Origin of the sequence: Enterovirga sp., from assembly GCF_028290205.1 — a bacterium.
GTDB lineage: Bacteria > Pseudomonadota > Alphaproteobacteria > Rhizobiales > Beijerinckiaceae > Enterovirga.
Genome location: NZ_JAQGKF010000230.1, coordinates 25,685 through 49,868, shown reverse-complemented (window position 1 = coordinate 49,868; position 24,184 = coordinate 25,685). Strand labels below are relative to the sequence as shown.

At 71.3% G+C, this 24,184-nt stretch carries 22 protein-coding genes; 11 read left to right on the top strand and 11 right to left on the bottom strand.

The window, feature by feature from the left end:
• The 4 genes from JWR86_RS16220 to JWR86_RS16205 form a co-directional block, all read right to left on the bottom strand.
• Nucleotides 1-1,524: an AMP-binding protein gene (locus JWR86_RS16220; protein WP_299567402.1), complete on the bottom strand. Its 1,524-nt coding sequence runs from the start codon at nt 1,522-1,524 to the stop codon at nt 1-3.
• 63 nt (nt 1,525-1,587) lie between these two features.
• Nucleotides 1,588-2,751 (bottom strand): M20 aminoacylase family protein, encoded by a 1,164-nt coding sequence (locus JWR86_RS16215; protein WP_299567401.1) that lies wholly within the window; start codon nt 2,749-2,751, stop codon nt 1,588-1,590.
• 50 nt (nt 2,752-2,801) lie between these two features.
• The gene (gene trmD, locus JWR86_RS16210; RefSeq protein ID WP_299567400.1) at nt 2,802-3,509 is read right to left on the bottom strand and encodes a tRNA (guanosine(37)-N1)-methyltransferase TrmD; all 708 of its coding nucleotides are present in this window, start codon (nt 3,507-3,509) and stop codon (nt 2,802-2,804) included.
• Nucleotides 3,506-4,780, bottom strand: a complete 1,275-nt coding sequence (locus JWR86_RS16205; protein ID WP_299567398.1) for an adenylate/guanylate cyclase domain-containing protein — start codon at nt 4,778-4,780, stop codon at nt 3,506-3,508. The genes trmD and JWR86_RS16205 overlap by 4 nt, the downstream gene beginning before the upstream one ends.
• 127 nt (nt 4,781-4,907) lie before the next feature.
• Between JWR86_RS16205 and JWR86_RS16200 the strand changes: the two genes are divergently transcribed.
• Complete coding sequence (locus JWR86_RS16200; RefSeq protein WP_299567397.1) at nt 4,908-5,348, top strand: MarR family winged helix-turn-helix transcriptional regulator; 441 nt, start codon at nt 4,908-4,910, stop codon at nt 5,346-5,348.
• Nucleotides 5,349-5,355: 7 nt separating this feature from the next.
• Here JWR86_RS16200 and JWR86_RS16195 read toward each other — a convergent pair whose 3' ends face one another.
• Nucleotides 5,356-5,982: a glutathione S-transferase C-terminal domain-containing protein gene (locus JWR86_RS16195; RefSeq protein WP_299567396.1), complete on the bottom strand. Its 627-nt coding sequence runs from the start codon at nt 5,980-5,982 to the stop codon at nt 5,356-5,358.
• A gap of 58 nt (nt 5,983-6,040) precedes the next feature.
• Between JWR86_RS16195 and JWR86_RS16190 the strand changes: the two genes are divergently transcribed.
• Nucleotides 6,041-6,664, top strand: a complete 624-nt coding sequence (locus tag JWR86_RS16190; protein ID WP_299567395.1) for a DUF938 domain-containing protein — start codon at nt 6,041-6,043, stop codon at nt 6,662-6,664.
• A 104-nt stretch (nt 6,665-6,768) separates the two neighbouring features.
• On the top strand, nt 6,769-8,430 hold the full coding sequence (locus JWR86_RS16185) for an alpha-amylase family protein (protein ID WP_299567394.1): 1,662 nt from the start codon (nt 6,769-6,771) through the stop codon (nt 8,428-8,430).
• Here the strand turns inward: JWR86_RS16185 and JWR86_RS16180 are convergent, their stop codons facing one another.
• Nucleotides 8,431-9,411, bottom strand: coding sequence for a tripartite tricarboxylate transporter substrate binding protein (locus JWR86_RS16180; RefSeq protein ID WP_299567393.1), 981 nt, complete (start codon nt 9,409-9,411; stop codon nt 8,431-8,433). It lies immediately after the preceding gene.
• 200 nt (nt 9,412-9,611) lie between these two features.
• On the opposite strand from JWR86_RS16180, the gene JWR86_RS16175 reads away from it, so the two are divergent.
• The 4 genes from JWR86_RS16175 (at nt 9,612) to JWR86_RS16160 (ending at nt 15,418) form a co-directional block, all read left to right on the top strand.
• Nucleotides 9,612-11,153, top strand: coding sequence for an acetolactate synthase large subunit (locus JWR86_RS16175; RefSeq protein ID WP_299567412.1), 1,542 nt, complete (start codon nt 9,612-9,614; stop codon nt 11,151-11,153).
• 373 nt (nt 11,154-11,526) lie between these two features.
• Nucleotides 11,527-13,152 (top strand): porin, encoded by a 1,626-nt coding sequence (locus tag JWR86_RS16170; protein WP_299567392.1) that lies wholly within the window; start codon nt 11,527-11,529, stop codon nt 13,150-13,152.
• 149 nt (nt 13,153-13,301) lie between these two features.
• Entirely contained in the window at nt 13,302-15,083 is a 1,782-nt protein-coding gene (locus JWR86_RS16165; RefSeq protein ID WP_299567391.1) for a hypothetical protein, read from the top strand.
• Nucleotides 15,080-15,418 carry a hypothetical protein gene (locus JWR86_RS16160; protein WP_299567390.1) on the top strand — a complete coding sequence of 113 codons (339 nt, stop codon included), beginning with the start codon at nt 15,080-15,082 and terminating at the stop codon, nt 15,416-15,418. The genes JWR86_RS16165 and JWR86_RS16160 overlap by 4 nt, the downstream gene beginning before the upstream one ends.
• On the opposite strand, the gene JWR86_RS16155 is transcribed toward JWR86_RS16160, so the two are convergent.
• Nucleotides 15,405-16,295, bottom strand: coding sequence for an alpha/beta hydrolase (locus tag JWR86_RS16155; protein ID WP_299567389.1), 891 nt, complete (start codon nt 16,293-16,295; stop codon nt 15,405-15,407). The genes JWR86_RS16160 and JWR86_RS16155 overlap by 14 nt on opposite strands.
• A complete protein-coding gene (locus JWR86_RS16150; protein ID WP_299567388.1) occupies nt 16,292-18,394 on the bottom strand; it encodes a lytic transglycosylase domain-containing protein in 2,103 nt (700 codons plus the stop codon). The genes JWR86_RS16155 and JWR86_RS16150 overlap by 4 nt, the downstream gene beginning before the upstream one ends.
• Before the next feature lie 86 nt (nt 18,395-18,480).
• On the opposite strand from JWR86_RS16150, the gene dapA reads away from it, so the two are divergent.
• Genes dapA through JWR86_RS16135 form a run of 3 tightly spaced genes read left to right on the top strand, consistent with a single transcriptional unit; the run spans nt 18,481 to nt 20,270 of the window.
• Nucleotides 18,481-19,374 carry a 4-hydroxy-tetrahydrodipicolinate synthase gene (dapA, locus tag JWR86_RS16145; protein WP_299567387.1) on the top strand — a complete coding sequence of 298 codons (894 nt, stop codon included), beginning with the start codon at nt 18,481-18,483 and terminating at the stop codon, nt 19,372-19,374.
• Entirely contained in the window at nt 19,374-19,853 is a 480-nt protein-coding gene (smpB, locus tag JWR86_RS16140; protein ID WP_299567386.1) for an SsrA-binding protein SmpB, read from the top strand. The genes dapA and smpB overlap by 1 nt, the downstream gene beginning before the upstream one ends.
• A 3-nt stretch (nt 19,854-19,856) precedes the next feature.
• Nucleotides 19,857-20,270: a VOC family protein gene (locus JWR86_RS16135; protein WP_299567385.1), complete on the top strand. Its 414-nt coding sequence runs from the start codon at nt 19,857-19,859 to the stop codon at nt 20,268-20,270.
• 18 nt (nt 20,271-20,288) lie between these two features.
• Here JWR86_RS16135 and JWR86_RS16130 read toward each other — a convergent pair whose 3' ends face one another.
• On the bottom strand, nt 20,289-21,917 hold the full coding sequence (locus JWR86_RS16130; RefSeq protein WP_299567384.1) for an AarF/UbiB family protein: 1,629 nt from the start codon (nt 21,915-21,917) through the stop codon (nt 20,289-20,291).
• A 215-nt stretch (nt 21,918-22,132) separates the two neighbouring features.
• On the opposite strand from JWR86_RS16130, the gene JWR86_RS16125 reads away from it, so the two are divergent.
• A complete protein-coding gene (locus JWR86_RS16125) occupies nt 22,133-22,615 on the top strand; it encodes a phasin family protein (protein ID WP_299567383.1) in 483 nt (160 codons plus the stop codon).
• A 44-nt stretch (nt 22,616-22,659) separates the two neighbouring features.
• Here JWR86_RS16125 and JWR86_RS16120 read toward each other — a convergent pair whose 3' ends face one another.
• The gene (locus JWR86_RS16120) at nt 22,660-23,580 is read right to left on the bottom strand and encodes an NAD(P)-binding domain-containing protein (RefSeq protein WP_299567382.1); all 921 of its coding nucleotides are present in this window, start codon (nt 23,578-23,580) and stop codon (nt 22,660-22,662) included.
• A gap of 18 nt (nt 23,581-23,598) precedes the next feature.
• Nucleotides 23,599-24,183 (bottom strand): thiamine pyrophosphate-dependent enzyme, encoded by a 585-nt coding sequence (locus JWR86_RS16115; RefSeq protein WP_299567380.1) that lies wholly within the window; start codon nt 24,181-24,183, stop codon nt 23,599-23,601.
• Nucleotide 24,184: the final 1 nt, after the last annotated feature.

Genomic DNA, 24,184 nt, shown 5'->3' with positions numbered 1-24,184 from the left:
TCATGCCGCGCCGTGCTCGGCCTTGACCCGCGCCCGGTCGATGAGGCCGGCGGCCGTGACGGGCAGGGACTCGACGAAGACGACCTCCTTGGGCCGTTTGAAGCGCGCGATGCGGGCCCCCACGAAGCCGATCAGGTCCGCGGCCGAAACCTCGGCCCCGTGCCCCCGCACGCAGACCGCCTTGACGATCTCGCCCCAATGCGGGTCCGGCACGCCGATCACCACCGCGGCGTCGATCGCCGGATGTTCGCGGAGCGCGCGTTCGACCTCGGCCGGGTAGACGTTTTCACCGCCGGACTTGATCAACTCCTTGGCGGGCGAGCGGCCGGCGTAGAAGAGGTAGCCGTCGGGGTCGAGCCGGCCCATGTCGCCGGTGTGGTGGCGGCCCGCCCGGACGGTGTTGTCCGCCTCCTCGGGCCGGTTCCAGTAGCCCGAGAAGACCAGCGGGCCCCGGACCACGATCTCGCCCGTGTCGCCCATCGCGACCGCCCGGCCGTCCTCGTCCACGACCTCGAGCAGTGCGAGGGCGCTCGGCCGGCCGGCCGAGCCGGGCCGGTCGCGATGGGGGGCGAAGGACACGTAGCCGGAGGTTTCGGACTGGCCGTAGCCGGCCCAGAACCGCGCCGCCGGGCAGGTCTCCTCGAACCGGGCAATCGTTTCGGGCGCGTCGAGACCCCACACGGCGGTGAGGGAGCCCAGATCCTGCCCGCCCGCCGCCGCCGCGTCGAGCAGGCCGGACAGCATCGGGGCGAATTCGCACAGGCAGGTGACCCCGTGAGCCGCGATGGCATCGGCGGCGGCCTTCGGCTCGAACCGCCGCATCAGCACGCTCGAACCGCCGGCCTGCTGCACCGCCATGGCCAGGCCGAGACCGGCGATGTGAAAGAGCGGCAGCGCCGCCAGGGCGACGTCCTGCGGGCCGAGCTGCCAGCTCGCGGCGAGCTGGAGGTTGTGCGCCAGGATGTTGGCGTGGCTCAGCACGGCGCCGCGGGGCGTGCCCCCGACCGCGGCCGTGTGGATGATCACGAACGGGTCGGCCGACCGGACCTCGCTGTCGGGCAGGCCCGCCGGCGAGCCGGCCGCCAGGTCCGCGAAGCGGCGGAACGGCGGCGCTGGCTCGCCGTCCAGCAGGTAGATCCCGGCTGCCGCGGCCCGGGCGGCCGGGGCCGCCCGCAGGGTCGCGTCGTGCTCCGGCTCGGCGATGACCAGCGCGGGGGAGACATCCGCCAGGGTGTAGGCGATCTCCTCGGCCGAAAGGCGCCAGTTCACCGGCACCAGGATGGCCCCGAGCCGCCCGCAGGCGGCCGCGACGTCCAGCATCTCGGGGCGATTGGCGGAGACGAGGGCGACCCGGTCGCCCTTGCGGACGCCGGCTGAGGCCAGACCCGCCGCCAGGGCCAGGGCGCGGGCCAGGGCCTCGCCATGGCTGATCCGATGGCCCTCGAAGATCACGGCGCTCGCCTCCGGCCGGAGCTGGCCGTTGCGGGCCACGAGGTCGAACCAGGTCAGGTCGTGGACAGCCAAGGCCGTCTCCCAGCAGGGGTTGAACCGCGCCCCGGCTGGGGCCTCAGCGGGCTGGCCTGGGCCTCACCGCGCCGGCATTCGCTGTTCGACGATCCGGGCCCAGAGCGAGGCGCCGAACGGGATGGCGCTGTCGTCGAAATCGTAGGCCGGATGGTGGCACGAGGCCGAGTCGCCGTTGCCCATGAAGATGTAGGCGCCGGGCCGCTCGAGCAGCATGTAGGAGAAATCCTCCGCCCCCATCTCGGGCGGGATGTCGGTCCGGACGGTGCGGCCGACCGAGCGGTCGATCTCGGCCATGAACGCGGTCTGTTCGGGATGGTTGAAGGTGACCGGATAGCCGCGTCGGTAGGCGACCGTGGCACTCGCCCCGTACGCCGCGGCCGTGGCGGTCGCGACCGCCTTGATCCGCTCCTCCATCAGGTCCTGCGTGTGCGGCTGAAGGGTCCGGACGGTGCCCAAGAGCGTGGCGGTCTGCGGGATCACGTTGAAGGTCTCGCCCGCCCTGAACGAGCACACGGACAGCACCGCCGGGTCGTGCGGGTCGGTGTTGCGCGACACGACCGATTGCAGAGCCACCACGATCTGGCAGGCGACCAGCAGCGTGTCCACGCATCGGTTCGGCTGCGCGGCATGGCCGCCCTTGCCCTCGACCGTGACGGTGAAACGGTCGGCCGCGGCCATCATGGGGCCCGGCCGGATGGCGAAATCGCCGACCGGCGTGCCCGGCCAGTTATGCATGCCGTAGACCTCCTGGATGCCGAAGCGGTCCATCAGTCCGTCGGCCACCATCTCCTTGCCGCCGCCGCCGCCCTCCTCGGCCGGCTGAAAGATCACCACCGCGGTGCCGTCGAAATTACGGGTCTCGGCCAGGTACTTGGCGGCTCCCAGCAGCATGGCGGTGTGGCCGTCATGGCCGCAGGCATGCATCAGGCCCGGCGTCGCCGACGCGTAAGCGGCCCCCGTGGCTTCCGTGATCGGCAGGGCGTCCATGTCGGCCCGCAGCCCGACCACCCGCCCGCCGGGGCCGCGCGCCCCCCGGATCACGCCGACCACGCCGGTCCGGCCGATCCCGGTGACAACCTCGTCGCAGCCGAAGCTCCGCAGCTTCTCGGCCACGATCCGGGCCGTGCGGTGGACATCGAACATCAGCTCGGGATGGGTGTGGAAGTCCCGGCGCCAGGCCGTCACCTCGTCGGCCAGGTCTGCGATGCGGTTGATCACGGGCATGAGAGGCTCGGGGTGCGGAGGCCGTAGACAATACGCCGCCTCCGGCAGCGTCAACCGGCCTTGTCGGGATCGCGGCGGAGCAGGTCCGGCCGGCGCTCGGCCGTGACGCGGCGCGCCTCGGCCCGGCGCCAGCTCTCGACGGCACCGTGATCGCCCGACAGCAGGACCGGCGGGATGCCCAGCCCCTCCCATTCGCGCGGGCGGGTGTAATGGGGGTATTCCAGGAGCCCGCCCTCGAAGCTCTCCTCCTGGCCTGAGGCCGCCTTGCCCATCACCCCGGGCAGCAGCCGGACACAGGCGTCAAGAAGGGCCAGCGCGGCGACCTCGCCGCCGGACAGCACGAAGTCGCCGAGCGACACCTCCTCGAGCCCGCGCGCCCGCACCACCCGCTCGTCCACCCCCTCGAAGCGGCCACAGAGGGCCACGAGGCCCGGCCCCGCCGCGAGTTCGCGCACCCGTGCCTGGTTCAGCGGTGTTCCGCGCGGCGTGAAGAGCAGGCGGGGGCGGGGGTCGCCGGCTGGCGACACCTCGTCGATGGCGGCGGCCAGCACGTCGGCCCGCAGCACCATGCCGGGTCCGCCCCCGGCCGGGGTGTCGTCCACCGTGCGGTGGCGGCCGATGCCGTGCAGGCGGAGGTTGCGGGCATCGAGCCGCCAGGCGCCGCGCCGCAGGGCGTCGCCGGCCAGCGACAGCCCGAGCGGGCCCGGAAACATCTCCGGGTACAGGGTCAGGATGGTGGCCGACCAGGGCTCGCTCATGCGGCCCTCCCGGGCCGTTCGGGCCCCCCGAGCGCGGGGCCGAGCAGCGTAAAGGTTTCCACCGGGCCGAGGCCCTTGATCGGCACCGCCCCGCGGGGCCGAACCTGGAACAGCTCGCCGAGCCGGGTCCGGGTGGCGGTGGAGATATGGACGCGGCCGACCTCGCAGGTCTGCTCCAGGCGCGCGGCGAGGTTCACTGCATCTCCCCAAACATCATAGCTGAACTTCCGTGTGCCGATCACGCCGGCCATCACCGGCCCGGTCGCGATCCCGATCCGGAGCACGATCTCGACTCCGAACCGGCTCGCGGTCTCGCGCGCGCTCTCCTGCATGGCAAGCGCCATCCGGGCCTGCCGCACCGCATGGTCGGCGGCCGGCTCGGGCAGCCCGGCCACGGCCATGTAGGCGTCGCCGATGGTCTTGATCTTCTCGACCCCGTGCAGGCTGGCGAGCCGGTCGAAGCCGCGCACGAGGTCGTTCAGCATCTCGACCGTCCGGAGCGCGCCGAGGGAATGCGCCAGCGGCACGAAGCTCTTGATGTCGGAGAACAGGACCGAGACCTCCGCGTGCGTGTCGGCCACGAGTTCGTCCGGCTGCCGCTTCAGCCGCTCCACGATCAGGTCGGGCAGCACGTTGCGAAGCAGGGCCTCCGTCTCGGCCTCCGCCTGCTCGACCACCCAGAAGGCGTAGAACGCGATGGCGGCCGTCACCGCGAACACGGTGAGCGCCGAATTCACATAGAGCTGGGCCAGGAAGTCCGGGCTGGCGCCAGCCTGCCCGTCGGGAAACAGGAACCAGGCCCCGACATGCAGGGCGAAGCCCGTCAGGAGGACCAACACCAGCAGCCCCGGCCGGCTCGGCCCGAGCACCGCGAAGGCGACGGTGGCGACCACCACGAAGTTGAGTTGGATCCCTGACGAGCGCCCGAGCAGGGCCACCAGCGCGAACAGCCCGGCATATTCGGCGGCCAGCAGGATCATCGCCCCGGTGATCTCGCTGTGCCGATGCGCGAACGGCACGGTGAGCGCGGCGGCCACCAGGGCGAGGTTGATCAGGACCGCCCAGCGATGGCCGGACAGGTCGTTGGCCGCATAGGTCGCCGCGAACAGGATCGAGAACAGCGCAACCAGCACGGCCATGACGTTCAGGATCTGGAGGCGCCGCCGGACCTTGGGCGGGTAGCTGGCGGTGCCGTATTCGGATAGGCGCAGCAGCGGCGCTAGCCAGCGCCGGATCCCCCTCGGCCCTGCCTGTCCCGGCGCAGCCGGCATGTCTCCCTCCGCCCGGACGGCCGGTCCCGAAGCTTAGCGCGTTTCAGGTCGGCGTGCAGGCGCGTCGGCGCCCCGCGCCGCCGCCGCCCCCTTTGCGTCACGGTGTTTGCGCGCCTAAATCAGGGCCATGGAGACAGGCGCGCCGCTCCCCGCACCGGCCGTCCCGCCGTGCAACTGCTTTGCCCTCCGCTCGGCTGCCCGCCAGGCGACCCAGTTCTACGATCGGCATCTGGCCGCCTGCGGCCTGCGGGCCACCCAATTCTCGGTGCTGGCCAACCTTTCCCGCGGCGGGCCTCTCGCGATCAGCGAATTGGCCGCCCGCATGGCCATGGACCGGACCACCACGGGCCGGGCGCTGCGGCCGCTGGAGCGCGAAGGGCTTGTCCGCATCGGCCCGGGCCGCGACGGCCGCACCCGGGCGCTGGATCTGACGGAGGCCGGCCGGCAGCGCCTCAGGGAGGCTGTGCCGCTGTGGCAGGCGGCGCAGCGGGATTTCGAGACCCTGTACGGCGCCGAGCAGGCGGGCGAGCTGCGGGCCGCGCTGGCGCGGGTGCGCCAGATCGGCTGACGGGCGGTCAGGCCGGGGCGAAGCCCTCGTCGGCCATGGCCTTGCGGACGGCGGGACGCGCCTTCATGCGGGCATAGTGCGCGGCGAGGTTCGGCGGCAGGGTCATCCCGGACCGATCCGCCGCCCAGAACTCGACATAGAACAGCGCCGCGTCGGCGATCGAGAAGGCGCCGCCGGCCACCCACTCCTTTCCGGCGAGCGCCCGGTCCATGGCCTCGAGCCCCTTGCTGAAGATCTCGCGGCCACGCGCCTTGACGGCCGGGTGGTCGGCCTCGCTCGGGGCGAAGTTCGCCGGCCGGAACATGCGCGAGAAGCCCTGCATGTGCAGGGTGGCCACGATGTAATCCATGGCCTCCATGGCCCGCGCCTCGGCGTCCGGATCCCCGGGCAGGAGGTTGCGGTCCTGGTTGGTGCGGGCGAGCCAGATCGCGATGGCCGGGAATTCGGTCAGGATGGAGCCGTCGGGGCGAAGCAGCGCCGGCACCTTGCCCTTGGGGTTCAGGGCGGCGAACTCCGCCTTGTGCTGCTCGCCCTCGGCGAGGTTCACGCGGGCCAGCTCGTAGGGCTTGCCGATCTCTTCCAGGAGAACGTGGATGCCGATGGAACAGGCGCCCGGTGAGTAGTAGAGCTTCATGCCGTTTCTCCCTTGAGATCGGCATCGTAAGCCCGGCCGGGCCCCGGAGACGAGCGCGATGAACAGCAAACCCGGCCCTGCCGCCCTGATCTCGCCCTCCGCGGCCCGAAACCGCGACCCGATCCTGGCCGTGCTGCGGCGGGAGCTGCCAGGGCGCGGCACGGTGGTGGAGGTGGCCAGCGGCAGCGGCGAGCACGCCGTGTACATGGCGGCGGCGCTGGCCGGGATCCTCTGGCAGCCCACCGACCGCGACCCGGAGGCGCTGGCCAGCATCGCGGCCCACCGCGAGGCTGCCGGGCTGGCGAACCTCCTGCCGCCGCTCCGGCTCGACGCGGCCGCGCCGTCCTGGCCGGTCGAAACCGCGGACGCGATCGTGGCCGTCAACATGATCCACATCGCGCCTTGGCGCGCCGCCGAGGGGCTGATGGCCGGGGCAGGGCGCATCCTGCCGGCGGCCGGAGCCCTGATCCTTTATGGCCCCTTTGCCGAGGCCGGCCGGGAACTCGCCCCCAGCAACGTCGCCTTCGACGAGAGCCTGCGGCTGCGGAATCCGGAATGGGGTCTGCGCGAGATCGGGCAGGTGGGCGCGGAGGCGGCCCGGCATGGCCTCACCCTGGCTGCCCGGCACGAGATGCCGGCCAACAACCTGACCCTGGTCTTTCGCAGGCCGGCCGGCGGCTGAGGGGGCCGGTTCGGTCCGGTCGGACCGAACCAGATCGGTGACGTTGCGGTTCTCAGCTCGGCGCTCGGGGCGGTCCGAGCCAGCCTCAAGCCGCGCGAGGGCCCGTGATCAACGACCTGTGGTACAAGAATGCCGTCATCTACAACCTGGCGCTCGGGACCTTCATGGATTCGGACGGCGACGGGGTGGGAGACCTCCGCGGCCTGACGCGCCGGCTGGACTATCTGGCCGGGCTCGGCGTGACGGCGGTGTGGCTGCAGCCCTTCCAGATCTCGCCCGGGCGCGATGACGGCTATGACGTGGCCGACCATTACAGCGTCGATCCCCGCTACGGCACGCTCGGCGACTTCGTCGAGTTCACCCATGCGGCCAAGAGCCGGGGTCTGCGCGTCCTGATCGACCTCGTGGTCAACCACACCTCGGACCAGCATCCCTGGTTCCAATCGGCCCGCTCCGACCCGAACTCGCCCTACCGCGACTGGTATGTGTGGTCCAAGAAGAAACCCCCGAATGCCAATACCGGCATGGTCTTTCCGGGCGTGCAGAAGACCACTTGGACCTACGACAAGGTCGCGCGGGCGTATTATTTTCACCGCTTCTACGAGTTCCAGCCGGATCTCGACACGGCCAACCCCGAGGTCCAGGCCGAGATCCTGAAGATCATGGGCTTCTGGATCCAGCTCGGCGTCTCGGGCTTCCGGATGGATGCGGTGCCGTTCATCATCGGCACCAAGGGGGCAGAGGTCACGAAGCCCACCGAGCAGTTCGGCATGCTGCGGCGCTTCCGCGAGTTCCTGCAATGGCGCCAGGGCGACAGCATCATCCTGGCCGAGGCCAACGTCCTGCCGGAGACCGATCTCGACTATTTCGGGCGCGACGGCGACCGCATGCACATGATGTTCAACTTCCAGGTCAACCAGAACCTGTTCTACGGCCTGGCTTCCGGGGATGCCGGCCCCTTGAAGGAGGCACTACAGGCCACGAAGCCCCGGCCCGCGACCGCGCAATGGGCGGTGTTTCTGCGCAACCACGACGAACTCGATCTCGGCCGCCTGGAGGAGAGCGAACGCGAGCGCGTGTTCGCGGCCTTTGGGCCCGATCCCGACATGCAGCTCTACCACCGCGGCATCCGGCGGCGGCTCGCCCCGATGCTGGACGGCGACCAGCGCCGGATCGAGCTCGCCTATAGCCTCCTGTTCTCGCTGCCCGGCACCCCGGTGATCCGCTACGGCGACGAGATCGGCATGGGGGACGACCTGCGCCTGCCGGAGCGCAACGCCGCCCGGACCCCGATGCAATGGTCGGACGAGCCGCAGGCCGGCTTCACCAAGAGCGATCGGCCGCACGTGCCCGTGATCGCGGAGGGACCGTTCGGCTACCCGCATCTGAACGTCGCGGCCCAGCGGGGCGACCCCGCCTCGCTCTTGAACTGGACCGAGCGCCTGATCCGCATGCGCAAGGAGGCGCCGGAGATCGGCTGGGGCGATTTCGACGTGCTGGAGACCGGCGAGCCAGCCGTGCTGGCGCTGCGCTACTCCTGGCGCAACAACGCCGTCCTGGCGGTGCACAATCTCGGGGCGAAGCCGGTCGAGATCGCGCTCGACCTCGCGGGCCCGGAGGGGGCGCCGCAGCTCATCGACCTGCGCAGCGCCAAGCACCTCTCCGCCCACGAGGATGGGCGCCACCACCTGCTGCTCGAGGCCTATGCCTACCGGTGGTACCGGGTGGGCGGGCTCGATTACCTGCTGCGGCGAAGCGACACCTGATCACTCGGCCGACACGTTGGCGGCCCGGATGATCTCGGCCCAGCGGCGAATGTCCTCGCGCTGGAAAGCCGCGAAGACGTCCGGCTCGCGCCAGTTCGGCAGCGCGCCCTGCGCGTCGATGGCGGCCCGGACCTCGGCTCGGCCCAGCGCCTCGCGGAGCAGCTCCGCGTAGCGATCCCGGATCGGCGCGGCGACCCCGGCCGGCCCGAAGGCGGCAATCCAGGCATCCGCCTCGACCCCGGCCACCCCTTCCTGCGCCAGGACCGGGATGCCGGGAAGTTGCGGCGACGGGTTCGGGGAGGCGACCGCGAGCGCTCGCAGCTCGCCGCCCCGGACCTGGCCGAGCACGGTCGGCACGGTCGCAAAGGCGAGGTCGACCCGGCCACCGATCATGTCCTGCAGCAGCGGGGCGGCGCCGCGATAGGGCACATGAACCAGTTCGACGCCCGTCTTCGCCTTGAACAACTCCATGGCGAGATGCGACGCGGAGCCGATGCCCGTCGACGCGCAGGTCAGGCGGGCGGCGGTGCCCCGCGCGAGTTCCAGCAGCTCGGCCACGTTGCGGGCCGGGAGGTCCTTCCGGACCACCACAAGGTGCTGCAGGTCGGCGAGCCCGCCCAGCACCGTGAAGTCGCGGACCGGGTCGTAGCCGCCGCCGTCCTTCAGCAGGGAGATGTTGGTGGCATGCGTCTGGTTCGTCGAGACAACCAGCGTATGGCCGTCGGGCTCAGAGCGGGCCACCCGCCGGCTGCCGACCGCGCCCGAGGCGCCCGGCGCGTTCTCGACAACCACGTTTTGGCCGAGCCCGGGAGCGATCTCCCGCCCCAGGATGCGGGCGAGCACGTCCGTCCCGCCTCCGGCCGGATAGGGCACCACCACCGTGACCGTCCGGGACGGGCTCCAGCCCGCGGCCCAGCCCGGCCTGGATGCCAGGGCCGCCAGGCCCCCGAGCAGCACGGTCCGTCGCCCGACCTTCGCCATGAGCGTCTCTCCTCCGTCCGCCGCTCGATAGGAGAGCCGGCTCGGATTGGCCAGCGCCACGGGCGCGGCGGGAGCCTTGCCGCCGGATGTCGTTTCGCCCGATGCTCGGGCCGCCGGCTTTCCGGCGGGGCGACCAAGCACAGGATCCCAGAATGGCAGAGACGCGGCCGGACGGCCTGGAGGGGGACGGGGCGGCGCGGATGAACGGGGCCGAGAGCCTAGTCCGCACCCTGGTCGGCGGCGGGGTCGAGGTGTGCTTCGCCAATCCGGGCACCTCGGAGATGCATTTCGTGGCCGCGCTCGACCGGGTGGACGGGATGCGTTGCGTGCTCTGCCTGTTCGAGGGCGGCGCGACCGGGGCGGCCGACGGCTATGCCCGCATGGCCGACAAGCCGGCTTCCACCCTGCTCCATCTCGGCCCGGGGCTCGGCAACGGCCTGGCCAACCTCCACAACGCGCGTCGCGCGCGCTCGCCCGTGGTCAACATCGTGGGCGAGCACGCCACCTACCACCGGGCCTTCGACGCGCCGCTGACCAGCGACATCGAGGCCATCGCCGGGGCCGTGTCGGCCTGGGTGCGAACCTCGCCCGATTCCCGCCAGGTCGCTCAGGATGGCGCGGCCGCGGTCGCGGCGGCCCGGACCGCGCCGGGCCAGGTCGCGACCCTGATCCTGCCGGCGGATACGGCCTGGGGGGAGGGCGGCCCAGTCGCCCCCGTGCCGGCCGCCCCGGCGCGGGCGCAGGTGGACGACTCGCGGATCGCCGCGGCGGCGGCCGCGCTCAGATCGGGCCAGCCCGCGGTGCTGTTCCTCGGCGGCCGGGCCGTGCGGGAAGAGGGTCTGCGGCTCGCCGACCGGATCGCCGCGAAGACCGGGGTCCGCCTGTTGGCGCAGGTCTCGAATGCCCGCATGGAGCGGGGCGCCGGGCGCGTCCCGATCGAGCGCCTGCCGTATCCGGTGGATCAGGCGCTGGCCGCGCTGGCCGGCACCCGCCACCTCATCATCGTCGGGACGACGGTGCCCGTCGCCTTCTTCGCCTATCCGGGCAAGCCGAGCCTGCTCGCCCCGGCCGATTGCGAGACCTCGATCCTGGCCGAGCCGGCCGAGGATCAGCTCGATGCCCTGCGGCGGCTCGCCGACGAGCTCGGAGCCGACGCCCCCTCGGCGCGGCCGGCGCTGGCGCGGCCCGTGCCGCCGACCACCGGCGGGCTGGTGCCCGACACCATCGCCCGCACCCTCGGCGCGCTTCTGCCAGAGGGGGCGATCGTGTGCGACGAATCGGTCAGCACCGGCCGGACCTTCTTTCCGATGACGCAGGCGGCCGCGCCGCATGACTGGCTGCAACTCTCCGGCGGATCGATCGGCCTCGGCATCCCGATGGCGACCGGGGCGGCCATCGCCTGCCCGGACCGCAAGGTCGTGAACCTCCAGGCCGACGGAAGCGGGCTCTACACGGCCCAGTCGCTCTGGACACAGGCGCGCGAGAACTTGGACGTGCTCACGCTCATCTGGGCGAATCGCTCCTACGCCATTCTGCGGGCCGAACTCGCCCATGTGGGCGCCAATCCCGGCCGCAAAGCCTTGGATATGCTCAGCCTCGACAATCCTCCGGTCGACTGGGTGGCGCTCGCCCGCGGCTACGGGGTCGAGGCCAGGCGGGTGTCGGATCTGGGCGACTTCGTGACTGTGCTTCGGGCGGCGCTGGCCCGCAAAGGGCCGTTTCTGGTCGAGGTCGCGCTGTGAAAAGACCCTGCCCCGGGGCGGAGTGTGCCATTGTTGCAGCGCCGCACGGCACCCGGCGTTCAACCCTGAATCCGTCAAATCTCGCAGCGGCTTACAGGCGGTACAGCTCGGGACGAGTCATTCTCCGTTGCTGTTGTGCAACAGCCATTTGGAAAGCCGCCAGCTGCTGCGTCAAAACGGGTCGGATCTGTTGATCGTAGCCCCGGCCTCAATCATGGTGACTTTGCGACGGGGGCCACCCAATCGCGATCTGGTGGATGCAAAGAGCCGACAGGCCACGCGAGACCAGATCTCTGGGGGTAAGGACAAGCAGCCGACCCGGTACGGGACGGAGGCGGAACCGAAGCCCGAGGTTCTAACTTTGGAGATCGACATGAAGCTCGTGAAGAGCCTTCTCCTCGGGTCTGCCGCAGGTCTCTGCGCGGTCGCCGGGGCGCAGGCTGCCGATCTGCCGGCGCGTCGCGCCGCGCCGGTCGAATACGTCCGTGTCTGCACCGCCTACGGTGCCGGCTTCTTCTTCATCCCCGGCACCGATACCTGCCTTCGGGTCGGCGGTCGTGCCCGCTTCGAGTACCAGTACGTCTCGAACCGCACCCGCAACAACGACGTCTCGGGCTTCCGCGGCCTCGGCCGGCTCAACATCGACGCCCGCACGCAGACCGGCTACGGCACCCTGCGCGCCTTCGTCCGCTTCGAGCTCGCGTCCCGCACCGGCGCCCAGCTGACCTCGGGCACGCAGCAGCGTTATGCGAACGCCTTCCCGGCCATCGGCCAGGACACGTTTGGTCGCGCTCAGCAGTACGTCAACGTCGATAAGGCGTTCGTGCAGTTCGCTGGCTTCACGGCCGGTCGCGCCTCCTCGTTCTACGACTTCTACGCTCACGACCTCGAGTTCGTCGGCGTCTCGGTCGGCTCGGACGTGTTCTCCACGAACCTCCTCGCCTACACCCTCACCTTCGGTCAGGGCTGGTCGGCGACGATCTCGATGGAAGACCCGATCTTCCGCCGCAGCCCGACGTTCGGCACCATCGCCGCTCTCGGCACCGCCGCTCTCGGCTCCACGACCCCGACCGCTTCCACGACGTTCTTCGTCGGCCAGGGCGTGTTCACCGGCGTGGGCACGAGCTTCGCTGCCAACGGCGCGCCGCTCTCGGCCGTCAACATCGACGTGCAGCAGCGCAACCACCTGCCCGACTTCGTCGGCGCGCTCCGCTACGACGCCCCCTGGGGTGCCGCGCAGATCTCGGCCGCCGTGCACGAGCTCCGCACGGGTAACTTCGCTTCCGCCGCCTTCGGCGTGAACGGTGGCGTGGTTCCGGTCGGTCAGCCTGTCGCCCGCGTGCCCAGCGCCGAATACGGCTGGGCCGTCCAGGGTGGTCTGAAGCTCAACCTGCCCCAGATCGCCACCGGCGACGTGCTGTGGCTGCAGGCCGCTTATGGCCAGGGCGCGAACGCCTACACCGGCATCACCGTGCCGCAGGGTTCGGAAGTTCTGGGCGCCGGCTACACCAACCGCTTCACGGGCGCCAACGTCCCGGGTGGCTATGACATGGCCATCGACGCGAACGGCCGTGCTCACCTGACCGAGTCCTGGTCGGGTTCGGCAGCCTTCCTGCACTACTGGTCCCCCCAGTGGCGCCAGGCGTTCTTCGGCAGCTACGGCCGCGCGACGTTTGACAAGGCTCTCCGTGGTCCGGCTTCCCCGCTGATCGGCACGTTCTTCAACGCTGCTGGCCCGACGGGCACCGGCGCCGCTCTCTTCAGCGGTTTCGGCAAGGACTACAGCAACATCGTCGCTGGTTCGAACCTGATCTGGTCGCCGGTGAAGGACCTCGACATCGGTGTTGAGGCTCTCTACCAGCGGATGGAGTTCCTCGGTGGCGCCAGCCGCGGTCGTGTCGTGGATGCCAACAAGCCGGTGACGGTCGGTGGCGTGCCGCGCTCGGTCAAGGTCGACGACAACGTGATCGTGCGCATGCGCGTGCAGCGCGACTTCTGATCCAACCTCTCCTTCGGGAGAACGAGCCCCGGCCATTGGCCGGGGCTTTTTTCGTTTGAGGTCCTGGCTCTCCCGAACGCCTCAAAGCCGTCCCGATCCTCGGGTTGTGTGCGGCGGCCCCGGCGCGGGGTGAGTCGCGAGAGGCCGGAGTGAGTCAGCAGGCAGTGGACGAGGCGGAGCCGGACCGGAACGGGATCCGACGCCGGCCGGCCGGTTGGGCTTTGGGCCTGCCGGTTCTCGGCCTGATCTGGTTGGTCGCCGGGCTCACGCTCGCGCCATCAATCGAGCAGGAGATCCGCCGCGCCACCCTCCAGCTCGGGGCGGGGCCCGGCGGCGTGCTGCATCGTTACCGCGCGCATGCCGAGGTGGAGGGGCGCGACGTGGTCGTGCTGGCCGATCTCGGCCTCGCCGAAGACGCGCGCCTCGCGGCCGAAGCCGCCATCCGGGCCATTCCGGGCGTGCGACGGGTTCGCACCGAGGTCGCCGTTCCGGTCGCCATGGCTCCTTTCACGCTCACCGTCCGGCGCGACGGAGCCGGCATCTCGCTTGTCGGCGGCGTCGGCAGCCCCGACGACCGGGTCGCGCTGGTGGAGCGCGCCGGGACGCTGGTTCCGCCCGAGCGGGTGCACGACCGGCTTCGCCTCGGAACCGGCGCTCCGCCCGGCTTCGATGCCGCGGCGCGGTTTCTGCTGTCCGCCCTCGCCTCCGCCGAAAGCGGCGAGGCCGTGCTGGCGGACCGGACGGTCCGGGTCAGGGCAACGACGGCCGATTCGTCCCGTTACGAGGCCGTCCGGGCGGCGCTCCGGAACCCGCCCCCGGGATTCGAAGTCGTGCTGGCCGAGATCGAGCCCCCGACCGTGCCGGTCTTCACCTGGTCGGCGAGCCGGGAGGCGGACGGCTGGCTGCTGTCCGGCCATGTGCCGTCCGAGGCCCAGCGGACGCGCCTGGCCGAGCGGCTGGCCGCGCTTGGCGGCGCCCGCGTGCGGGACGAAATGCGGACCGCAAAGGGGCTCGCCCCCGCGATCGCCTTCGACAGCGTGGCCGATGCCGCCCTGGCGGCGCTGGCCGAACTGCAGACCGGGCGGGCCGATCTCACCGGCCCGGCCTTCCGGTTCACCGGGGAGGGCGTGGACAAGGGTGCGCTGCCCCGGATCGAGGCGAGCCTGCGCCAGGCCCTGCCGAGGGCGGTCGAGGTCGCCGCCCTGTCCGTCAGCGCGGTCGCTCCCTCGCCGTTCCGGTCGCTGGCGCGGCGCAGCGATGGCCGGCTCACCCTGACCGGGTTCGTGCCGAGCGAAGCGGAACGGCGCGCCGCCGCCGCTGCCATGCCGTCACGCTATCCGGGCGAGATCCTGGTCGACCGCCGCGTCGTGGCCGACGGTGCGCCGGCGGGCTTCGCGGAGGCGCAGGGGCTGGCGCTGGACGGCCTCGCCGTTCTGTCCGAGGGCGAGGCCGCGATCCGGGACCGGGAGATCCGACTGTCCGGCCGGGCGCTCTACAGCCAGCTCGCGGCGCGCCTGCGCGAGCAGCTGCCGAAATCGGTTCCGGCCGGGTGGTCCGTCTCGGTCGAGCTCGACCCGGTTCAGCCGGAGGGAGCGCTCGACGCGGTCGCCTGCGGCGACGTCCTGGGGGACGCGGCGCGGCGCGAGCCGCTGCGCTTCCAGCCCGGGAAGCCGGATCCCGCGCCGGACAGCCAGGCGGTGCTGGAGCGCCACGCCGACATTGTGCGGCGTTGCGGCGCCGTCGGCATCGCCGTCACGCACCGGGCCGCGCCGCCGGCCGATCAGGCCCTGGCGGAGGCGCGCGCCGCCGCCTTGGTCCGCCTTCCGGGAGCGCGGCGCCACGGCCCGGCTCGCGCCGGCCGGCACGGTCCTGTCCGGGCCGGGGCAGGAGCGGGTCGATTACGTCATCAGCCCATGAGAACGCGGTCATGAACCTCCTTCTGGCGAGCCTGTGGCCGGCCCTGGCGCTGTCCGCCGCGCTTGGTCTTGTTCTGGCCTCCTTCGGCGGCGCGGGACGGGGACTGCCCAGCGCGGGCTGGCCCGTGAAGGCGCTGGCGGTCGGCACGCTGCTGGCCGGCATCGCCCTGGCCTGGCTGCGACTCGTGCCCGGGGCGGCGGGGCTCTGGCTCGATCTCGCCGTGCTCCTGGCCGCTGCCTATGGGGCCGGCGTGATCCTCGGCAGCCTGCTGCGCCGGCTGGTGCGCGGGCCCAGGGAGGAGGAACGCCCGGATGACGACGACGCGCCCCGGGGTGTCACTCCGGCCTGATCTCGTCCGCGCGGGACAGGAAGGCCGAGATCCGGGCGGCGAGCGCGGGCCGGTGCAGGATGGGGGTGTGGCCCTCGTCCGCCACCTCGATCGCCTCGAGACCGGGATGCCGCCGCGCCATCTCGGCCACCGTGTCCGCCGAAAGAAGATCGGAGAGGGCGCCGCGCAGCACCATCATAGGCGTCGCTCTCAGGGCGTCGAACACCGGCCAGAGGTCGGGTATCGGCGAATGCTCGTCCACCCCGGCGAGGGTGCGGCTGAGTTCCGGATCGTGGGCCAGGACGAGGCGACCGTCGCGCTCGGTCCAGACCGTCTCGGCCCAGTCCCGCCAATCACCGGGGGAGAGGGCGGGGAACTGTGCCCCGAATCGGGCCCGCAACTCCTCGACCGCCGCGTCGAAGCTGGCCGGGGCGCCGAATCGCCCGAGGTAGCCGACGATCCGCAACAGCCCGGCCCGCTCCAGCACCGGCCCGATGTCGCTGAGCACGATCGCCCGCACGAGGTCCGGCCGCGCGGCTCCCAGTGCCATGGCGATGAGCCCGCCGCGCGACACGCCGATGAAGGAGGCTTCCGTGATGCCGAGTTCGTCCAGCAGGCCGAGCAGGTCCTGCGTCTCGACCGCGATCGTGTAGCGGCTGGGATCCGGGTCGACATCCGAGCAGCCGCGGCCGCGGTAGTCCACGGCCACAATTCGGCGCTCCGGCTGGAGGGCCAGGAGCTCCGTGGCAAGGCCGTGGAACTCGGAGCTGTTGCGGGTCAGCCCCGGCAGGCAGACCACCGAACGGCCGGCCACACGGCCGAGGCCATACAGGCGAGCGTGAAGAGTCAGGCCGTCCGGTGCGCGGGTCCAGACGCTCGCGAAGGGTGCGCCGGTCACCGGGCCGCGTCGCTGGCCGGTGCGGCCGCGGCAGGGGCGGGCGGAGACGCTTCCGGCCCGGCCGCCGCCGTGGTGGCACGCGGCCCGCCGGCCTTGAGGTCGGTTTCGATCGCCAGGGCATGGCGGGTGTCGAGCCGGCGCCGGTAGACTTGCAGGTTCTCCATCACGCGCTGAACATAGTTGCGGGTCTCCGAGAACGGGATGCGCTCGACCCAGTCCACGGCATCCACGGCCGGATCGCGCGGGTCGCCATAGGCCTGGATCCACTTGCGGGCATTGCCCGGCCCGGCATTGTAGGAGGCGAAGACCAGAATGTAGGCGCCGCGCCAATCCTCCATCAGGTCGGCCAGATGAGCCGAGCCGAGCCGGGCGTTGTAGGTCGCGTCGAGGATGCGGCCCGGCTCGTAGGGGATGCCGGCCTTGCGGGCGGTGGCCTGCGCCGTTCCGGGCATCAGCTGCATCAGGCCGCGGGCCCCGGCGCTGGACCCCGCCGCGGGATCGAAGGCGCTCTCCTGGCGCGCGATGGCATGCACCATGGCGGGCTCCACGCCGGACCCGAGCGGCTCGAAATCCGGGATGCCCGAGGTCGGAAATGCGGCTTCATCGAGCGGCAGGCCGCGTTGCGTGGCGAGCTTGCCGAGGGTCAGCAGGCCGCGCGTATCTCCGTTGCCGACCAGGATGCCGGCGAGGGCCTCGAGCTCGGCGATCTCGGTCGAGCCGCGCCCGAATTCGAGGGCCAGCGGCAGCGCCAGCTCCCGCATTCCGGCCGCATAGGCGAGAGCGACCGCCTCAACCATCGGCTGGCGGGCGGCGGCCTGGCGGGCCGGATTCTCCCCGTCCAGGGGCCGCCGGAGCGTCACCTCGGACCGGCCGATCTTCGCGGCGGCGAGCTGCCCGTAATAGGTGATGTCGTGCTCGGCCGCCTCGCCGTAGAGGCGGCGCGCCTCCTCGGCTTCGCCGGCCGCCTCGGCCGCCCGGCCCCGCCAATAGGCGGCCCGGGCGCGTGAGATCGGCGTTCCGGCGACCCCCGCCACGCGCTCGAAATGGCTGCGCGCCAATGCGGGGTCCTTCATGAAGCGCAGCGCGATCCAGCCGGCCGTGAACTCGGCCTCGATGCGGCGTTCGGCCGTGGTGGCCCCGTGACCCGTGACCACAGCGTAGGCCGCCTTGGGGTCGCCGTCGTCCAGGAGCTTGCGGGCGACGAGGCGTCGCTCGACCCACCACACGTCCCCGTCCACCAGCACGGCCGGGTCGCGCGGCAACTCGGACAGGAGTTTCGCGGCCTCCTCCGCCTTCTCGCTCCGGCGCAGCAGCTGCACCCGGGCGAACATCGCGGAGACGTCATCCTTGAGCGTCGGCGGCACGGCCTCGAGCAGCTTCGCGGCGTTGCGGGCCCGCTGCTCCACGGCCGCCCTTGCCTTGACGACGGCATCGTGGCCGTCCCCGGCATAGCTCGCGGCACGGCGGCCGCCGTCCCAGTTCTCGCGGCCGAGAAAGCGGGCCATGCGGGCCCGGTGGTCGGCCGTGGTGAGCGTGTCCTTGAAGGCGTCCAGGATGCGCAGTTCGAGGTCGCGCCCGAACATGTCGTTGCGCCAGGCGTCCCGGATCAGGGCGGCGGCGTCCTCGCCCAATCCGTCGGCCCGGAAGGCTTGCGCGAGGGCGAGCTTGCCACCCGGGCTTTGGGGCCGCTCGCGCGTAAAATAGGCGCGAACGACGGGTGCCGGCTTGCGCTCGGCCAGGAGGGCGTCCTCGCCCCGGCGGCGGAGCCAGCTCTGGCCCGGAAAATCGGGATACGCGGTCGCGAAGGCCAGCACCCGGTCGAACGACACGCCGATGCCGCCGATCCGGAGCGCGGCCCAATCCAGGAAGGCTCCGGCCGCGGGGCTGGTCGCCCGCGCCCTGAGTGCGTCGCCGGCCGACAGGTCGCCACGCCGATAGGCCGCCACCGCGTCCCTGACGAGGGCCACGTCGGGCATGTCCGCCGCGGGCGCCATGTCGGCTGGCCGCGGCGGCGGCTGCTGGGCAGCCAGCATCGGGATGCCGACGCAGCCGGTGGCGGCGAGGGCGAGAACAAGCCGGAGAGGGCGGAAGAAGGTCATCGTGATGTTTGCCTCGCCCGAGCCGGGGCTTTATGTGTCGCAGCGGGCGCCAGGCCGCGGCTGAGGGCGTCCAGGAGGGTGGACGAATGACGGCGGCGCGTCGGCTGAAGGGCTCCCTGACGGCTCTGGTCACGCCGTTCCGCGACGGGGCCGTCGACGAGGACGCGTTCCGGGCGCTGGTCGGCTGGCAGATCGAGAGCGGGACGCACGGCCTTGTCCCCGTCGGGACCACCGGCGAGAGCCCGACGCTGACTCACGCCGAGCACCATCGCGTGGTCGAAATCTGCATCGAGGAGGCCAGGGGCCGCGTTCCCGTGGTGGCGGGGGCGGGGTCCAACTCCACCGCGGAAGCGGTCTCGCTCGCCCGGCACGCCGAGAAGGCCGGGGCCGACGCCGTGCTGGTCGTCACGCCCTATTACAACAAGCCGACTCAAGAGGGGCTGTTCCAGCACTTCAAGGCGGTAAACGATGCAGTTGGCATCCCGATCATCATCTACAACATTCCCCCCCGCTCGGTGATCGACATGTCGGTCGACACCATGAAGCGCCTGTACGAACTCGCGAACATCGCGGGCGTGAAGGACGCGACCGCCAACCTTGCCCGCGTTTCGCAGCAGCGCCACGCCCTCGGTGCTGATTTCGTCCAGCTTTCGGGCGAGGATATGACCGCGCTCGCCTACAATGCGGCGGGAGGGCACGGCTGTATCTCCGTGGTGGCCAACGTTGCCCCCGCACTCTGTTCGGAGTTGCAGACCCGCTGCCTGGAGGGTGACTACCCCGGTGCGCTCAAGGTTCAGGACAGGCTGGTGCCGCTGCACGACGCCGTGTTCCTGGAGCCCGGCATTGCGGGCGCCAAGGCGGGGCTCGCCCTGCTGGGGCGCTGCAAGGACGAGATTCGCCTGCCCATGATGCCGCCGACCGGGCGGGCCAGGGAGGCGGTCCGGGCCGCCATGGTCCATGCCGGGCTGATCAACGCCTGATGAGCGGCAAGAGCAAGAACGCCTCCCCGAATCGCGTCGTCGCCGACAACCGCAAGGCGCGCTTCAACTACGAGATCATCGACACGGTCGAGGCCGGCATCGCCCTCACCGGCACCGAGGTGAAGTCGCTCCGGGCGAACAAGGTGACGATCGGGGAATCCTATGCCGGCCCCTCCGGCAACGAGATCTTCCTGTTCAACGCCAACATCCCGGAATACCTGCAGGCGAATCGCTTCAATCACGAGCCGCGCCGTCCCCGCCGGCTGCTGCTGCACAAGCGCCAGATCGACAAGTTCATCGGCGCCACCCAGCGGGAAGGCTTCACGCTGATCCCGCTCAAGCTCTATTTCAACGAGCGCGGCCGGGCCAAGGTCGAGATCGGCCTCGGCCGTGGCCGGCAACTGCACGACAAGCGCGAAGAGGCCAAGAAGAAGGACTGGGACCGCGAGCGGGCCCGGCTGATGCGACTCAAGGGCTAGCCGATGACCCTGCCGATCCGGTTCGACCATTGCGTGATCCATGTCGGCGACTGGGAGCGCTCGACCCGCTTCTACCGGGACGTGCTGGGAGCGGAGGCGGTTCCGGTCGGGATCGGCTTCGCCTACCGGTTCGGCGACGTGCAGCTGAACTGCCACGGCCCGGACCAGATCGGTGAGCCGCGCGCCCGGGTGCCGGTGATGCCCGGCAACAGCGATCTCTGCTTCACCTGGAACGGCTCGATCGAGGAGGCGGGCGCCCATCTCGAACGGCACGGCGTCCCTGTCGAACTCGGGCCCGTGCGGCGGCTCGGGGTGGGCGGCGCCGGAACCAGCCTCTATTTCCGCGACCCCGACGGATCGCTGCTCGAATTCATCGTCTACCCCGGCGAGGCCGGACGGCTCTCGGCCCAGCCCTGACCGGCTCGCCGGGCCGCCTCAGCGTTTCCGGCGCAGAATGAGCAGCCCGCCGACCGCCAGCAGTCCGACCAGCGTGACCACGAAGGCGAAGAAGGGTGTCCCGAGCCCGACCAGGCGCGGCGCCACGGTGATCACCAGGGCCGCGACCACGATGGCGATGGAGAGCCGGGCGGCGGCCCGCTCCAGTCCGTTGATGAGCCTGTCGATGCCCTTGATCTCGATCTCCACCGTGACCTTGCCCTGCTTCAGGCGGACCAGGAGGAGGTGGATGATGCTCGGTAGCTCGCTGGCGGCGCCGTAGAGGCTGAAGCCAAGATTCTGGGCCTTCTTCAGCAGGTTCTCGAACGAAAACCGGGCTCGCATGCGCTGCGCCACGGCCGGGCCCGCTGCCGCGAACAGATCGAAATGGGGGTCGAGCTGGCGCATCACGCCGTCCGTGGTGATCAGCGCCTTGAACAGGATGGCGAGATCGGTCGGCATCGACAGGTCGTTTTCGCGCGCCATGGTCATGAAGTCCTGGAGCACGAGGCCGATATCGAGCGGCCCTCTGGAATGGCGGATGATGAAGGTGTGAGCTGCCGTATCGAGGCGGGTGAGATCGGGATTGCTCGCGCCGCTCCAGTCCAGCAGGACGCCCATCATGGCGTCGGCGTCCTGCTTCAGGACGGAGCCGATCAGGATCAGGAGCTGCGACCGGCGCCGCTCCGTGAGGCGGCCGATCGCGCCGAAATCCAGAAAGCCGATGCGGCTGCCCGGCAGGCCGAGCAGATTGCCCGGATGAGGGTCTGCATGAAAGGTCCCCTCGACCAAAGCCATGTTGAGGAAGGCCTCGATGAGTCGCTGCGCCAGAACAGCGGTGTCGAGCCCGGCCTCCCGCACCCTCACCGCGTCGGTCGGCGGCACGCCATCCAGGTATTCCTGAACAAGCACGTGTTCGGAGGTCCACTGCCAGTGGATCTTGGGGAAGCGGATCTCGTCGGAACCGGGGAACAGCGAGGCCAGGAGTTCGCAATGGGTGGCCTCGTTGACGAGGTTCAGCTCGCCGGCGAGCGCCGTGGACAGGTGCCGCAACTGCTCGTGCGGCCGGTAGCGTGACAGCTCCGGCCAGCGCCGCTCCGCGATGGTGGTGGCGTGGCCGAGCAGGCGAAGGTCGGCCTCGATCACCCGGCGCAGCCCCGGCCGCAGCACCTTCACGACCACGTCCTCGCCGGTGTGGAGCCTGGCCCGATACACCTGCGCGATGGACGCGGAGGCGATCGCCTCGGTGCTGAACGCGGCGAAGACCTCCTGCGGGCTGCCGCCGAGCCCCTTTTCGAGCTGGGGCAGCATCTCGGAGAAGGGGACGGGAGACACCTGGCTGTGCAGGCGGCCCAATTCCTCGGTCCAGGCCGGGGGGAGGAGGTCCGGGCGGCTGGCGAGAAGCTGCCCGAGCTTGACGAAGGTAGGCCCGAGATTCTCGATGGCCCGGCGAACCCGCTCCGGCTGGGCCATCCGGGTCACGTCGACGGCGGGCTTGCGGCCGAACCGCGCCATGCCCCGCAAGCCGAGCTTGTCGAGCACGTTGTTGATGCCGTAGCCCGCCAGGACGCTGGCGATCTCCTGCAGGCGCTGCCGATCCCGGGCGGCCGCAAACGCGGTTTCAAACATCGGCAACGGCCCTCCAGGCGCTCCGAAACCCGACATCCAGGCCGGCCGGGCGAGGTCCCGCCGGACGCTGCCGCCGGCCGGCGGCGGGGCGAGCCGGGCCGCGCCATTGAGGGCCCGGGCGCTCGGCGCTATGCTCGTGGCCGCGGCGGTCTCGCCCATCCGCCGGCCCGACCCGGGGGTGTGATGGGCTCTCCGGCACAGCAGGAGCAGGCCCGATGAAGAGCGATAAGCCCGACATGTCGGTCCGCGACGTCGCCGAAAAGGGCGTCGAGAAGGCCAGGGACGCGATCGATTTTCTGCTCGACGCCGCCCGGAACACGGCGGAGGCCGTCCAGTCCAGTACCAAGACGGACAAGGAGCCGGCCGGACAGGCCGTCCAGAAGGGGTTCGGGTTCGCCAAGGAGAATATCACGGCCGTCTTCGACCTCGCCCAGAAGCTCGTCCGCGCCCCTGATCTGAAACAGGCCGCGCAGCTACAGGCCGATTTCGTCAAGACGCAGGCCGGCATCATCACGAAGCAGGTCGAAGAACTTCGCAACCTCTCGGAAGCCCGCGAGGGTGAGGAGGGCCGACCGGCAGCCGGCGCCAAGGCTGGCCCGGGTGGGGACGCAAAGGCCGGCCCTGCGGGGGATGCCAGGCGCGGTGGCGCAGCCGGCGCCAAGGCGGGCGCGGCCAAGCCGGAGACGCCGCGGAGCTGAGGCCGGGGCCCCTTCAGGCGGCGAGGCGGGCAGACCCGCCGACGCTAGCCTTCGTGTGACGGCGTGCTCTTCAGCCGCGGCTTCTCGATGCCGGCGAGGTCGCAGAGCGCATCGCCCATGGCCGAGAAGTCCCGCCCGCCGAAACCGCGCGCCCGAGCCGTTGAGAAGGCCTCCCGGGCCGCGGCCGCGAGCGGCATGGGCACCCGGGCCGTGTTGGCGGCCTCCACGATCAGGCTCAGGTCCTTGTGCGCGAGGTCGATGGTGAAGCCCGGCTCGATGTCGCCGATCAGGGATTTCGAGGCCCAGTTCACCTTGAGCTGGCCGTTGGTCGCCGTGGTGCCGTGCAGCACCTCGAGGGTCTTCTCGAGCTCGAGGCCGAACCGCTGCGACAGGGCCAGCGCCTCGGCGTTCATCTGGCAGAGCGACACCGCCAGGTAGTTGTTGACGAGCTTGGTCCGAGTGCCGGTTCCGACCGGGCCGCAATGGTGGATGGTCGTGCCCATCGCCTCGAGCAGCGGTTTCACGCGGGCGAAATCCGCCTCCGACGCCCCGACCATGAACAGGCACTCGCCCCGGTCGGCATGGCTCGCCAGCCGGCCGACCGGCGCGTCGGCATAGGTCATCCCGGCCGCTTGTGCGGCGGCCGCCATGGCGTCCGTCGTCTCCGGCGAGACGGTGGACATGTCCAGGATCAGCGTGCCGGGCCTGGCGTGCCGGAGCACCCCGTCCGGTCCGCCGATCACCTCGGCCACTACGGCCGAGTTCGGCAGCATGGTGATCACGATGCTGGAGGCGGCCGCCACCTCCGCGGCGCTGGCGGCGCCGCGGGCCTGGTGCCTCTCCAGCTCCTCCACGGCCTCGCGGTTCACGTCGTGAACCACGAGGCGGAAGCCGCGCCGCGTGAGGTTGGTAGCCATCGGCCGGCCCATCCGGCCGAGGCCCACGAATCCGACCAGCTCGCTCACGGCGCTTCTCCGAGGTGTTTAGGAGACGGGCAGTCCGAGCGACCCCCGGACCCGGTTCTTCAGGTAGACGGCGTCGCGCGCCGGCAGCGAGCGGGATACGTTCTCGGCCCGCACCCGGACGACGAACAGGGCCGGCCCGTCCCGCCGCTCGTGCAGACGGGAGCGGATGCCCTCGATCCCGGCCATGTCCGTCACGGTCTCGGCCGCGAGGCCGCAGGCGCGCCCGACAGCCGCCAGGTCGAGGCCCAGGCCCGTGTGGCTGCGCTGCATCCCGGTCTCACCGAAATGGCCGTTATCCAGCACGCACAGCACAAGGTTCTTCGGCTTGGCGATCGCGATGGTGGCGAGGCCGCCGATGCCCATGAGCTGTTCGCCGTCGCCGGTGATGACCAGCACGGTGCGGCTCGGCTGGGCCTGGGCCAGGCCCAGTCCGACCAGAGCGGCGCCGCCCATGGCGCCCCACAGATAGCAGTTTCCCGGGTGGTCGCCGGCCGCATGGACGTCGTAGCTCGGCGAGCCGAGCCCGGTGACCACGAGCAGGTCGCCCCGGTCTTTCAGAAGGGCCGCCACTGCGGGGCGGCGGTCGAGGGTCGCGTCAGCCATG